Origin of the sequence: Ruminococcus flavefaciens MA2007, from assembly GCF_000621845.1 — a bacterium.
Taxonomy (GTDB): domain Bacteria; phylum Bacillota; class Clostridia; order Oscillospirales; family Ruminococcaceae; genus Ruminococcus; species Ruminococcus flavefaciens_E.
On sequence record NZ_JHXF01000015.1, the window covers coordinates 50,693 to 64,479 of the forward strand.

Annotated in this window: 12 protein-coding genes and 1 pseudogene; 9 read left to right on the top strand and 4 right to left on the bottom strand. The window is 41.1% G+C overall.

What is annotated here, in order from left to right; translation table 11 throughout:
• Positions 1-15: 15 nt before the first annotated feature.
• The gene (locus tag T497_RS17505) at positions 16-1,980 is read left to right on the top strand and encodes a recombinase family protein (RefSeq protein WP_051530590.1); all 1,965 of its coding nucleotides are present in this window, start codon (positions 16-18) and stop codon (positions 1,978-1,980) included.
• A gap of 148 nt (positions 1,981-2,128) precedes the next feature.
• The gene (locus T497_RS0108505) at positions 2,129-3,718 is read left to right on the top strand and encodes an AAA family ATPase (protein ID WP_028515250.1); all 1,590 of its coding nucleotides are present in this window, start codon (positions 2,129-2,131) and stop codon (positions 3,716-3,718) included.
• 269 nt (positions 3,719-3,987) lie between these two features.
• Here T497_RS0108505 and T497_RS16315 read toward each other — a convergent pair whose 3' ends face one another.
• Positions 3,988-4,200, bottom strand: coding sequence for a hypothetical protein (locus T497_RS16315; protein ID WP_037324694.1), 213 nt, complete (start codon positions 4,198-4,200; stop codon positions 3,988-3,990).
• Between the two features lie 377 nt (positions 4,201-4,577).
• Complete coding sequence (locus T497_RS0108515; RefSeq protein WP_028515251.1) at positions 4,578-4,919, bottom strand: helix-turn-helix domain-containing protein; 342 nt, start codon at positions 4,917-4,919, stop codon at positions 4,578-4,580.
• Between the two features lie 256 nt (positions 4,920-5,175).
• On the opposite strand from T497_RS0108515, the gene T497_RS0108520 reads away from it, so the two are divergent.
• The 7 genes and pseudogenes from T497_RS0108520 (at position 5,176) to T497_RS18810 (ending at position 10,662) form a co-directional block, all read left to right on the top strand.
• Complete coding sequence (locus T497_RS0108520) at positions 5,176-6,159, top strand: AAA family ATPase (protein ID WP_196243029.1); 984 nt, start codon at positions 5,176-5,178, stop codon at positions 6,157-6,159.
• 20 nt (positions 6,160-6,179) lie between these two features.
• On the top strand, positions 6,180-8,039 hold the full coding sequence (locus T497_RS16320) for a recombinase family protein (protein ID WP_051530591.1): 1,860 nt from the start codon (positions 6,180-6,182) through the stop codon (positions 8,037-8,039).
• Entirely contained in the window at positions 8,011-8,793 is a 783-nt protein-coding gene (locus T497_RS0108530) for a hypothetical protein (protein WP_028515253.1), read from the top strand. Before T497_RS16320 ends, T497_RS0108530 begins: the two co-directional genes overlap by 29 nt.
• The gene (locus T497_RS0108535; protein ID WP_028515254.1) at positions 8,786-9,187 is read left to right on the top strand and encodes a hypothetical protein; all 402 of its coding nucleotides are present in this window, start codon (positions 8,786-8,788) and stop codon (positions 9,185-9,187) included. The genes T497_RS0108530 and T497_RS0108535 overlap by 8 nt, the downstream gene beginning before the upstream one ends.
• Before the next feature lie 508 nt (positions 9,188-9,695).
• A complete protein-coding gene (locus tag T497_RS0108545; protein ID WP_278244734.1) occupies positions 9,696-10,370 on the top strand; it encodes an IS66 family transposase zinc-finger binding domain-containing protein in 675 nt (224 codons plus the stop codon).
• Positions 10,342-10,407 (top strand): annotated as a pseudogene (locus T497_RS18805) (hypothetical protein); the annotation flags it as partial. The gene T497_RS0108545 and the pseudogene T497_RS18805, both read left to right, overlap by 29 nt.
• Positions 10,408-10,419: 12 nt before the next feature.
• On the top strand, positions 10,420-10,662 hold the full coding sequence (locus T497_RS18810; RefSeq protein WP_347491689.1) for a transposase domain-containing protein: 243 nt from the start codon (positions 10,420-10,422) through the stop codon (positions 10,660-10,662).
• 127 nt (positions 10,663-10,789) lie between these two features.
• On the opposite strand, the gene T497_RS0108555 is transcribed toward T497_RS18810, so the two are convergent.
• Together T497_RS0108555 and T497_RS0108560 are read right to left on the bottom strand one after the other, a co-directional pair.
• On the bottom strand, positions 10,790-12,049 hold the full coding sequence (locus T497_RS0108555; protein WP_028515256.1) for an ABC transporter substrate-binding protein: 1,260 nt from the start codon (positions 12,047-12,049) through the stop codon (positions 10,790-10,792).
• A gap of 18 nt (positions 12,050-12,067) precedes the next feature.
• A complete protein-coding gene (locus T497_RS0108560) occupies positions 12,068-13,540 on the bottom strand; it encodes a cache domain-containing protein (RefSeq protein WP_028515257.1) in 1,473 nt (490 codons plus the stop codon).
• Positions 13,541-13,787: the final 247 nt, after the last annotated feature.

Consider the following 13,787-nt stretch of genomic DNA (forward strand, 5'->3'; position numbering starts at 1 on the left):
AAAGGAGAGATTTATATGAATTCACAGATACTGACAGCATCAAATGTACAGGTGCTTCCTAAAAAGGAGCATAGGAAAAAGAATGAAAAGCTCAGAGCTGTCTGCTATGCCCGTGTGAGCAGTGAGCAGGACAGCCAGACGCTTTCCTATGAAAATCAGAAGAAATACTTCATCGACTATATCAATAGTCAGGAAAACCTTGAATTCGCAGGATTTTACGGAGATGAAGCCATAAGTGGTACAAACAGAAAGCGCAGAGTACAGTTCAACCAGATGATGGAAGACGCAAAAGCCCATAAGTTCGACCTTATCCTGACTAAGAGTCTGTCAAGATGGGCGAGAAATACACTAGACGCCCTTGCCTGCATACGAGAGCTTAAAGCACTTAATCCACCGGTCCGTGTCATATTTCAGAAGGAGAATATTGACACAGCAAACGCGCAGGGAGAACTGGTACTTACCATTATGTCAGCATTAGCGCAGGAGGAATCAAGGTCTATATCTGAAAATATCCGCTGGAGCCTGCAGAAGAAGTTCCAGAAAGGAGAACCTGTACATAACCTGGATCGTACCATGGGGTATGAATACGGTGAAAACGGGGAGTGGGTAATTAATCCAACACAGGCATCCATAATCAGATATATCTATGAAAATTACGCAGACGGAATATCCTCAACAGAGATAGCAAAAAGGCTTAATGCACATGGTATCCTTACAGTTATCGGGAAGCCGTGGCGTTCAGATGCCATTATGCGAATACTGCGAAATGAGATCTATGCAGGTAATCTTATCCTTCAGAAGAATGTAACAGTGGATTTCCTGACTCATAAATGTGTACCTAATGACGATATATCGCCAAAATACTTTATAGAGAACCATCATCCTGCCATTATAGAGCCGGAACTGTTATCCAGAGTGGAGAAAAGGCTTGATGAGATAAGGTACAGACAGAAATGTACCAAGACAAACGGACATATAGCGTTCCCGTTTACAAATCTTACACTGGTGGATGGAACACGTCTAGAGCGTGTTCCTTATCGAACAGCTGCTAAGGGATACACTGATGATGAAGGGAAAAGCGGCTATTATTTTCAGAATCCGGTTGCAAAAACGGTTGATCTGAAGATAATACCGGGCTCAGACAGAACATACCTGTGTGCGGCTTCCATTGAGCAGAGCTTTATGGAGATGCTGTACCGGCTTAAACGAGAATATGAGGAAAAAGGTAAGGAAGCTGAGTTTTATAAGAGTGTGCAGCGTATTCTTATGAAGAATAGTCGGGGAGACACAGAAAAGCATAAGCTTGAAATGATGGATGCTGAGCTTAAGAATACAGCAGAAGTATACAGGAAGGCGGCTGCAGGCAGGCAAAAAGCTGAAGTTGAGGGACGTGATCCTACTCCTTATCTGGAGCTTATGAGAGATATAGCGAGAAAGCTTGAGACACTGAAATCGCAGAAATCAGAACTTGAAAGTGTATATAACACGGGAATGATCGAGGAAAATCTGGCGGCTTTTATACGGGAACTGGAAGAATTACCTACGGAAAACAAGCTCGGAAAGCCAATTGTAGTGAATGGACTAGATTCTCTACCAATCTTTATATGTGAAGATGGCAGTGTTAATGAAAACCGTCTCCAAGGTTATCGCAGGGGATTCTTCCGCCTGACACCGGAAAAAGTGGAAGCAGCGCCTGAGATGCTGGAATTTAAGGACCTTATATACCGGAGATTTATAAAGAAGGGAACGGTATATGGAGATGTCATCGAGTATGATACCACATTGGGAATAAAGCTGCGATGCGGTGGAAACCTGCGAACTTTGCGTCAATTCTACGGATACAAGCGCATAAACAGTGATAAAACGCTTAGTGTGATACTGGGAGTGTGGGAAGTAAGGAAAAGTAAGCTTTTCCAGCCGGGACACAGGAAAAAGACGGCTGAGATTGAAAGTAAAGCTTTAGATGGAGTAATTGACTGATATTGACGGCGGAGATATGAAAAACAGCTATTTTAGCCTTTAGCTCCGCCGATTTATCAAAGAATTACTCAAATGACTTGAATTATTCTCCTAAAGATGATATAATAAGTATTAAATCAAGACATTAGTTAGAAAGGAGAGTGAGATCATGGGAACTTATTTAAATCCAGGCAACAGTAGCTTTATGAATAACTGTGATGAAAATTATGTGGATAAGACTATGCTTATTTCGTTGATTAATGACACGATTAATAAATCTAAAAAGATGACCTGCGTCAGCAGACCGCGTCGTTTCGGCAAGTCCTTTGCTGCACAGATGCTTTGTGCTTATTATGACTGTTCGTGTGATTCGCATGAGTTATTTGACAATTTGAAAATAGCTCAGGACATTTCTTATGAGACACACATAAATAAATATGATGTGATTTATATCGACATGACGGGCATCAAGCCTTATTGTAATGATTATAAGACCATTCGCTCCTTTTTAGTTAGCAAATTGACGGCAGAATTGAAAGCAAAATATCCTGATGCTGTAGTAGATGATGATTTCCCCTCTACACTGATTAATGTGTATTCTATTTCAAATACCAAATTCATCTTTATTATTGATGAATGGGATGCGCCAATCAGAGAAGCACAGGATAATCCTGTTATTCAGGAGCAGTACTTGGAGTTTTTAAGGTCCATTTTCAAGAATTCTGGTGTTACTGATCGAGTGATTGCTGCTGCATACATGACTGGTATTCTTCCAATCAAAAAGCAGAAGGGGCAATCAGCTGTATCCGCATTCAATGAATTTACTGTTTTAAAACCTAGAAAATTTGCTGGGTATGTTGGCTTTACTGAAGAAGAAGTCCAGAAGCTTTGCGCTGAGCATGACATGGATTTTGAAACCATGAAACGGTGGTATGATGGATATTCTTTTAAGGGCGTAGGTTCTGTTTATAATCCGAATTCGGTAATGCAGGCAATTGAAAACGATGATTTTGCTTCCTATTGGACAGAGACATCTGCCGCTGAAGGATTAATGGATTACATTAGTAAAGACTACAATGGATTGACAAAAACTATTGCAGAATTGATCGCAGGGATTGAAGTTGAAATCGATCCGGAAGGTTTTGCGAATGATCTTACTACATTCAGAGGAAAAGATGATGTTCTGACACTTCTCGCTCATCTTGGCTATCTTGCGTATGATGCTGATACAAGTACAGTTTGTATTCCTAACGAAGAAATCCGCAGGGAATTTCAGAAAGCTGTTCGTAAGGTTAATCACACTGAAACACTGAATCGGCTGAAGGAAAGCGAACAGCTTTTTGCTGACACGCTTGCAGGAAACGAAGAGGCAGTTGCTGCTCAGATTGAGAAAATTCATAGAGAAGAAACTGCTTCATTACATTATAACAGCGAGAATAGCCTCCGCAGTGTAATCAAGCTTGCATACTACACATACAGAGATAACTATGTGCAGTGGGAAGAGATGCCTGCTGGAGATGGTTTTGCTGATGTTGCATTCCTTCCAAAGTATGATTCTGACTATCCGATTCTTGTGATTGAACTGAAATGGAAAAAAACTGCAGAAACAGCTATTCAGCAGATAAAAAAACGTCACTATCCCGATTCTTTCAAAGGCTACGGTCGGAACATTATCCTTGTTGGAATCACTTATGACAAGGATGATAAGCCAGGCGAGAGAACACATATCTGTAAGATTGAAAAGGTTGAAATGAAATAATCAGTTACTAAGTTAATAGCTGTAATATTACAAAGGTCCTAAAAGGTCTAAAAAAGGTCCTAAAAGGTCTTAAAAGGTCCTAAAATGTTACCCGCTTTGCAGCGTCTATACTCCCTATGATTATCAGTGATGATAAGGCGAGGAAGTATATAGGTTGCTAGGCGGGTATAATTATACGCATAATTGAATATTTAATAAATAATGCACATCACTTATTTCAAAATGAAAAAGTGATGTGCTTGTTTGGGTTATGATCAAATCTATAATAATTAAAAGAACCTGAGAAGCTGGAGATGTTTTTTATTCTTCTTCCTTTGTGCAAGCAATTCTAAAATCTTATCTCTGTCTGTAATATGTGACGTAGCAGGTGATGTAGGCACTCTTTTTGGCTCTTTTGCAGATTGGTCAAGTGCTTCTGCAAAAGCCTCAGCTGTTTTTCTGTCATTGATATTGAAACTTGCGAAGATACTTGATGTTGCCATAATAGCACCTCCAAATATAGATTGGCTATTAGCCTTATATACATTATAGGCTAAATTTATCGAAAAATCAAGTGCTTTTTCGATTTTTTACCTTTTGATATTTGATTTTAATATCTTTAAAGAAAAGGGAACAGAAAAGGGAATGGAAAAGGAAAGATAAAAGGGAAGATAAATAATTAAACAATATGTAGCCTGCCTAGCGGCCTTAATGCTACCAAAGAATATCAGTGATGATAAGGCAAGAAAGAATAGTGCTTGCTAGGCGGGCATCTTTTTACAAATATAGACGGCTATACATAAAGTTATAAGACTGCCCGTTATAGAGCAGAAGCACCCAAAGCGGATGCTCTGCTGCCTATGCGGGCAGTCTTATTATTTTAGATACCGTACTCCGAGAGGAGCTGTTTTAAGTGCTTAAGCATATCTACGAGGATTGTTTTTTCGTTTAAAGTGCATTCGTTCATAAGGTCGATTACTTCTGATTCGAGCTTTTGTGGGAGCGTTTCAAGGTAATCGACGAGGAGTTCATTAGATGATATTTTGAGTGCGTTGGCTATGGCGACTAAATTATCAATACTGGTTTTGCGTTCACCATGTTCGAGATAATTGAAGTGTCTCCATGAAACGCCGATAATATCAGCTAGTTCTTCCTGGGAGAGACCATTTTCTTCTCTGTAATGTCTTATTCTTTCTCCAATAGTGTAATAGTTTATTTCCATATAAATTCAGCCTTTCTATGAGGCCCGCATTGGCAGTATATATATTACCATCTGTCAGGACACATAGCAAGCAAATTTGGAATATTTAAGATGGTGGTCATTTCTCCTCCAGCTGTTGCGCCATCTTAGCCCATTTTATGAACAATGAGTTCATAAGGAAATGGGAAATTATGAACTGGTTGTTCATGGTAAGATATCCCTAAGTACAGTATAATGATAATTGTATTAATAATGGCGGAGAGGAGTGCGATTTCCGGTGGAAATAAAGCTATTGACACTGTATAGTGACGTAACTGCTGTACCGGTAAAATGGTTATGGCATCCATATATTGCTATAGGTAAAATCACACTTCTCCAAGGAGATCCGGGCTGTGGAAAATCCTCTATGATGATGAATCTGATAGCAGAATTGTCAAATGGCGGTTCAACTCCGGATGGCAGAGCTTTCGGACCACCGCAGCGCATTATCTATCAGTGTTCCGAGGACGGAGCTAAAGATACGATAAAACCTAGATTAATAGCTGCGGGAGCAGACTGTAGGAATATAGCCTTTATAGATGAAGAGGTTTACAGTGGACTGACTCTCGATGATGAACGGATAAGAGAGGCTATTACAGAATGGAGACCTCGGCTTGTAGTCATTGATCCTATACAATCATATATAGGCAACGACTCTGATCTGCAGCTAGCTTCGAAGGCGAGGAAGCTGATGCGCCGTATCGGTATGTGGGCATCTACATATAACTGTGCTATTGTCCTTATCGGTCACTTCACTAAAAATGAAGGTGCAAAAGATCTGTATCGTGGATTAGGCAGTATAGATGTTGTAGCTGCAGCACGCAGTGTCCTTCAGGTCGAGAAAAGTGAAGAGGACGCCGAGGTGCGTATCGTTAAACAGGTGAAGAACAGTCTTGATTCCAATGGAGCTGACCTATCTTTTGAGATACGGCCTCATACCGGCTTTAAGTGGCTGGGAGTTGCAACAGAGGAATCAGATATGGAAGAAAGCCAGACTGTAGCTGCATTTGAAGCTCTGCCGAAGAATAAGCATGAACTTGCAGCCCTCCTGATTAAGCGTGCTCTGGGAAAAGGCGCGGTAGAGTCAATGGAGATAAGACGTATAATGGCAGAATACCGTATAGGCGAAAAAACTATGAATGAGGTAAAGGCGGAGCTTGGTATCAAGCCATATCGTAAGAGAAAGGCATGGTACTGGATACTGCCGGGATCGAATAATTAAATTATGAAAGGGGAGTCACTATGAACGTATCGGAAAAGAAAGCAACAGCTTCGGAACGTAAAAAGAAGATAAAAGACCGATATAAAGGCGCAGATCCGTCAGATATCGAAGTTATCCCTGCAACTGTTCCGGATGAAGTGAATCTGGCTGAACAGAAGCTCAAGGTTGCTGCATATGTTCGTGTTTCAACTCAAAATGATGAGCAGACTTCCTCTTTTGAATTGCAGGTCAATGACTTTACAGACAGGATCAATAATAATCCTAACTGGGAATTTGCCGGAATATATAGTGATGAAGGCATCTCCGGTACGGAATTATCCCATAGAAAAGGTATGCTCCAGCTTATAGAAGATGTAAAAGCAGGGAAAGTACAGCTTGTCCTTGCTAAATCTATAGCACGTTTTGCAAGAAATACCGTGGATTGCCTTTCGGTTATAGAAGAATTGAAGAGAAACGGCGTCGGTGTCAGATTTGATGAGAACAATCTCTATACAATGGACGCCACCGGCGTTATGGTCCTTACTCTTCTTGCATCAGTGGCAGAAGAGGAATCCCGTTCAAAGTCATTTATAATGAAATGGTCTGTACAGCGTAGATTCCAGAAGGGTATATTCCTTACTCCTGAGCTTCTCGGATATGATAAGGACGAGGACGGAAAGCTGGTAATTAACCCAAGTGAAGCTGAGACAGTAAAGGTAATATACTATCTGTACGTTAACGGCTGGTCAACACGAGAAATCGCAGATATTCTCACAGCCTACGGACGTACAACAAAGCTGGGCAATACAGAATGGGATCCGTCCACTATTAATGGTATTATTGATAATGAGCGTCACTGCGGAGATGTAGTGGCTCAGAAGACACTGACTCCGGATTTTAAGACTCATAAGGCTGTAAAGAATACAGGTCAGCTTCCTAAATACAGGAAGCGGGATCATCATGAATCTATTGTGGATAGAGAAGTATATAACGCAGCAATGCTTGTCAGAGCTTCTTCTCTCTATAAACGAAAAAAGCACGCCCTTCCCGTACTGAGCGTGGTTGAAGATGGAATACTCCGCGGATATGTCCCAATAGACAGGAACTGGGAAGGCTTTTCAACAAAAGATTACCAGATGGCATGTGAAAGTATCAGCAATATTGGATTACAGGCTGATACAGAAACAAATAGAAAACTGAACCTAAAAGGATATCAGCTTGTAAATTCGACAATGTTTCCGTCTTCTGAAGATCTCAACCTTACGATCTCAGACGGTAAAATGTGGTTCAGTACAGCCTGCCTGAGGAAGTTCTCAGATGTAGAGTATGTTGAACTGCTCATAAATACCGTAAATAACAGACTTGCGATCCGTCCATGTGAGAAGGATAATCCCAATGCTATACACTGGGGAAACCTCAGAAATAACAAGTGGGTAGTTAAAACTTCCAGTTGCCGTGGACTTGCAAAGGTATTATTCAGCCTTATGTCATGGGAAGATGACGGTAAATACAGGTTCAAAGGCCGGTTTATGGAGAAAGGTAATGATAAACTTCTTGTATTTGAACTGGAAGAGCCGGTTATTACGAAAATCATGGAGCAGGTCGTAGTTCCTGATCGTCCCGATGGAGAGCAGGCTGAAGAAATTGTTGTACAGGAAACAGTAAAGGTTTATCCAGCATCATGGGCAGCAGCATTCGGTATGCCGATAATGTCCGTAGCCCATGGAAATCTTTTAAGTCAAGTACATTATGCAGGAGATTGGGACGTACTAAGACCTGCAACAATAATCGAAGAAATGAACGCACTCTCTTCCGGTAGGATATCAGAATTGATGTCTGAAGCGGAAGAAATCATGAAAGGATGGGATGATAATGGAGGAGATGAGTCAGCAGACCAATAAAATGACAACTGCAGAGAGAGCCTCAGCAAAGGAATTGAGAAGACTTGAACTTGAACAGGCTTTCGGCAACTATCATTTTGTTGTAATCCGTAAGGAGCTGTTCGCTCATTTACGTGATCCTGCAGTAGTCATAAGAAACGGCAGCATAACCTTTAATACAGCGTGTATCAATGATATGGAAGATGTCGTCTATGTGCAGCTCCTGATGTGCGAAGAAGAAAAGAAATTCGCTGTCAAAGCCTGTCACGCTAATGACAAGGATGCACTCCGCTGGTGTATAGAGAAGCCAGATAAGCGAAAAAGCCGTAAAATGACGTGTCCGGACTTTACAAAAAAGCTTTTTAAGCTTATGAACTGGGATACAAGGTGCCGTTACAAGATACTGGGATACAAGATAGACTTCGAAGATGAGGCCTATTATGTATTTGACCTTATCGTCAAGGAGACCTTCAGGGAAAAGCCTAAGAAGGGCGAAGTTGTTACAGAGCCTATTGATACAAGAAAAGGATATTATTCAGATGATATTGCCAATACATTTGGTATCCCACTTGAAGAACATAGGAAACAGACTCTGGTATCTGAAAATAACGGATATATCAACGTTGCAATGCTTACAGGCAATCAAAAGCCTGTTGAAGAGAAACAGCTTACCTTGCCGGAGACAAATGAGGCATCACAGTATATTCCGACTCTTTATTATGGTGAAACAGTTCAGAAAGGCGTAGCCGAAGAAACGGAGGCGCACTATGAATAACATATCATGGGATAATGAAGACCTAGGTCTCAGTTTTGAAAAAGCATATGGAAGGATAACCATATTCAAAACAACGATAGAAGCCTTAGGTTATCCAGCGAATTTCCGCTTCCTATTTGATGAGGATCATAAACAGTTTGCTATAGAGAGCTGCAGTTATGATGCCTGTGGATCTCATACGTTAGCAGAGATAATACCTGATGAAACATATCAGCTAAAGAGTATGGATCTGGTACAGTTTATATATCATGCTTGTGACTGGGATGAAAACTACACGTATAGAATCAAAGGGATAATAGTACCTATACGTAATATGGTGATATTTGACCTATCACAAGCAATAAAGTCGAAGGACCTGCGTGAACTCAAGATGATGGAAAAAGCAGGCTCATAATACTATTATAAATAGTATATCATACTTATAAACAAAAATAAAGTCAAAAAAGCGTAAAAAAGCCTTCTACAGGTGCGTAGATTGCTCTTTTACGCTTAACTTATATTTTTTAAAAGAACATATGTTCTATACCAAGTGTTTACCCTTCTTAAAAAGTTGGCACAAGTAGATGCTATGGCTTATGCAGGGATTATCTATAGATCAGCCCAAAGCAATAAAAAAGCTTGAAGGCGGCGTTGATATATGCTGAGTTTTGCACAGCGGATATGCACATAAATGTGGAAGATATTTCTCAATTGAAATACGCTCTTTTCCTTGAAAAATCGGGCGATTTGTGATATAATCTAAGTATCATAAATCACCTAATACAAGGAAAGGAGCGTATCATTATGAATTATGCTGAGCTGAAAAAAGCATATGATCTGGTAATACAGAAATGCTCCGCCCTTGAAAAAAAGTTGATGAATTAAAGAAATCCAATGAGGATAAAGACCTCCGTATCGAACATCTGACCGAGCTTGTTGTGAAGCGCAATAAGATGCTGTTCGGACAAAAGAGTGAGAAATCGAAATTTATCAACGATGGACAGCTTGCTTTTGATGGAGTTTTCAATGAAGCCGAAGCAGAAGCTGATACTTCTGCTCCTGAGCCTACAGCTGAAACAATTGCTCCGAAATCTAAGAAAACAGGACAGCATCGTGGCAGAAAAGAGATAAGAGCTGACCTTGAAATTAAAAAAATAGTATATGAACTTCCGCAGGAACAGCCGATATGTGAAGTGTGCGGAGGATCTCTGACCGAATATGCAGAGGAATACATTACTACAAGACTTGCCGTAACACCAGAAAAGGTGTATAAAATCGAGTATTACCGCAAGGTCTACAATTGCGTAAACTGCGATAAAAACGGTACAAAGGCTAATATTATCGCAGCTGAAAACAAAACTCCTGTCTGTATTATCAAAAAAGGGCTTCCTGACGCAAGCCTTGTTGCAGGTATTATGCAGAGAAAATATCAGCTTGGAGAACCGCTTTACCGTCAGGAGCAGTATTGGAAGCTGAGAGGTATCTATCTGAACCGAACATCACTGGCTAAGACCGAGCAAAGGCTCTGCCCTTGGCACGGCGGTTACTTATGCCTTAAAGCAGAAAGGAAAACTGTATCTGTTCCTGAGCAATCCTAAAGTCGAAATGACCAATAATCTTGCTGAGCGAACAGTAAAGCCCTATGTTATCAACCGTAAAAACTTCCTGTTCAGCGATACCGAGAATGGTGCTGCTGCAAGTGCAGCAGTAATGAGTATCATAGAAACGGCTAAGAGAAATACCCTCGATGTCTACGGTTATCTGCTCTATCTTCTGACAATTCTGCCAGAATTGGGCAATGATCCTACAGAAACACAGCTCGAAGCTGTCATGCCTTGGAGTATGACTTTGCCTGCATATTGCAGGCAGATGTATAGTGAGATACATTAAAAAAATATGTCATTCAAAAATATAATCTTTTATTGTAAAACAATTAAATTACTTAAAACAGTGATATTTGGCGCTTTCGAAAAGGCACTTCCGATTACTCGGAAGTGCCTTTAAACAGCGATCAATGTCAGAAGTACTCCTTCTTCGCCTTTTCAACGAAAGAAGAAGCTGCACTGTCAAGATCGGTCTTATCATAGATATAATCAGTTGCAGCCGCAAAGAAATCGTCTATCAGCTTGCCGTTTTCCAGAACAGGTGACAGCTGCGGAAGGGTATGCTCTGCCATTTTCTCCGAAGCCTCAAACTGTATGCCCTGAAGCATTCCCTGCTCATTGAGTACCTCTCTTGCAGAGGCACTTAGCGGGATGCCCTTTTCAATGCCCTGAAGCTCAGCCATTTCTCTGCTGTTGAGCAGAAAATCAAGGAGCATTCCTGCTTCGGCAGGACGGTCAGTGTTCTTGCTGACAGCGTACATGGTGGCAGGCTTTGCATACCAGCCCTCGCCTGTATTGTTTCCGCTGATCGTGGTCTGGTCTGCAACTACTATCTCTCTTTCTTTGCTGACAGCTTCGCCGAAATAGCTTTCAGCGTCGCTTACCCATGCAACAGAACCTGCGTAATTTTCGTTATCCAGCTTTATACGCTCATAATGCTCAACAAGGGGCATTACCTTACTGTCCACAAGCTTTTTGTAGAAATCCATCATTACTGCAAAATCTTTTTCAGTAAAGTTAAGACTTCCGTTCTGATCAAGGATACTTTTGCCCTGTGCCTGTTCTGCATATGAAATGAGATACAGCCACATTGACTTGCTTGAAGCACTGAGCGGATAGATATTTGCAGACTTCATCGCATCTGCTGCTCTGAACAGGTCGTCCCATGTTTGGGGTACATCTGCCCCGTATCTGTCATATAAGGTCTTGTTGATATATACCGTCTCGGAATTCATAGCTATGGGAAGGGCATTGAGAACGCCGTTTCTCGTGCCGTAGCTCAGCTGTTCTTCAGTGAAATTCGATAGAGCAATATACTTTGAAAGAGCGTTGAGATCATAATATCCCATACCATCAGCTGAATAATCCGTGAGCCAGCCGTAGTTTATCTGCATAACATCGGCTTCTGTATCCGACGCCATCCAAATCTTATTTCTTTTTTCATAGCCTGACCATTCGGAATAGCTGCACTTGACTCTTATTTCAGGGTGCAGCTCCTCGAACAATTCCACAGCTTTAAGGGTATATCTGTTTCTTGCGTCATTTCCCCACCATGAAAACTCTATTTCAACCTGTGTTTTCTGACTCGACATAGTAGTCTTTTCAGAGCAGCCTGCGGAGAATATCATTGCAGCACAAAGCATAAGTGCTGTTGTTCTTCTGAATATCTTCATAAACATTGCCCTCCGTTCTCACATCACACTTGATACATTGTGACCGTTTTTTACGGAAGCACAAAGTGCAGCATATGCTTTATAGTAGGTCTCGCGGAAATCACCTTTGCCAAAAGCAGCGGCGGAATCCGCAGTAAGCTCAAGGAGTCCCATAGTGCTTGTGTATTCCGACTCTCTGAACTTGTTGCAGACATCTTTTGCTCTGCTCTCGGAATCAGAACGGAAGGTCTCTTCGTCTTTTTCATTGTTTTTCAGCAGTACAGAGAATGAGTTCTCGCCGATCCTTCCGATACATTCAGCGTCGCTGAATACCTCTTTCAATATGGTTATCATTTTACCCTTCTGCTTTTCGGGGAACGTCGGATAGAATTTTTCGATTATGTCATCAAAGTTATTAATGGCAACGAGCACAACTCCATAGCAATGATTAGGATTCTTCTTCATAAGGTTATCAGCCTTGTCGCGGAAAAATCTTCTTCCCAATATATTCTCGAATCCATCCTCGCTTATCTCATCTGACAGACCAGAGGTAACTGTACCAATAGGATCCGCCATACGTCTTACGAAAAGCGCACCTGCACAGACTGCTATCAGCGCTACCAGACCTGCAAAGAGATAGATATATTTTCTTATATCTATTGCTTCCCTGAGAATGACCTTTGTAGGTATGGAGCATATTATATACCAGTCGTCGTTTATGGTATTTAAGGTAGAAAGGTTCTCACGTCCGTTTATGACTACCATGTCCTTGTTCCTGATATCATCAAGGAGCTTGTCAGGGATAACTGAACCGCTGCTGTCGCCCTTTACAGATGAGTATATCATTTTGTAATTTCTGTCCGTCAGACGTATCTCCATATCACTGAGATTCTCGGGATTCTCAAAGACGGAATCAAGCTCAGCGGTGTAAAACGAGATAAGAAAGATAATATTGTCGTTCATCTGTTTTACATAGTAGATACGCTCATAGTCGTCGTTATAGCCGGTGAACCAGCCGTCGTGAGTACGGCGTCGGGTGATCATTGTGGAAAGCTCAGAGTAAAGCTTGTCGCCGAAAAGCTTTATAGTACCGTTTGAAACCTTTCCTATCGTTTTGTTGTTTGCATAAACGATGCCATAGTCAACGAAATTCTCCATAAGACACAGACTGCTGAGATCTGATGCAATCTGCTTTTCTATATTTATGGATTCGTATTCATCGTTTTCAGGTGCGGAAGCATCGTAGCTGTAGGCATTATCCACCGAATAAGCCAGAGTTCCGATAGTTTCCATTCTGCTGAGGTATGCTTCAAGATTCAGCTTGAGCTGAACATTGAGCGTTGAAGTCATTGAGCTGACCTTTTCCTTTGTCAGCTCATCGTATTTTGTGACAATAAAGGCTGTAATGCCAATGATCGCCGCAATAACGATAGCAGCGTAGCCTATTATCATAAGTACGCTCATTTTTTTGATCTTCTCAAGACCAATAGTCTGGATTTGATCCCTTGTCATTTTTTTCCTCCTGTTTTTTAATATCCCTTTTTGTCTGTAACGCTCCAAAGCACAAAGGACGTCCGAAAAATCGGCGCATGATCCGGAATCCATTATGTAAGCAGATTTATTTTACCATATATTTTTTACTTTGTCCATACATTTATATAAATAAATTTTTTTTGCACATTATGTTACCTTTTTATCGGGTATTTACTGCAAATCCTTGACATGGATAACTGTCTGGGATGTCCGTGACTGTGCGGAG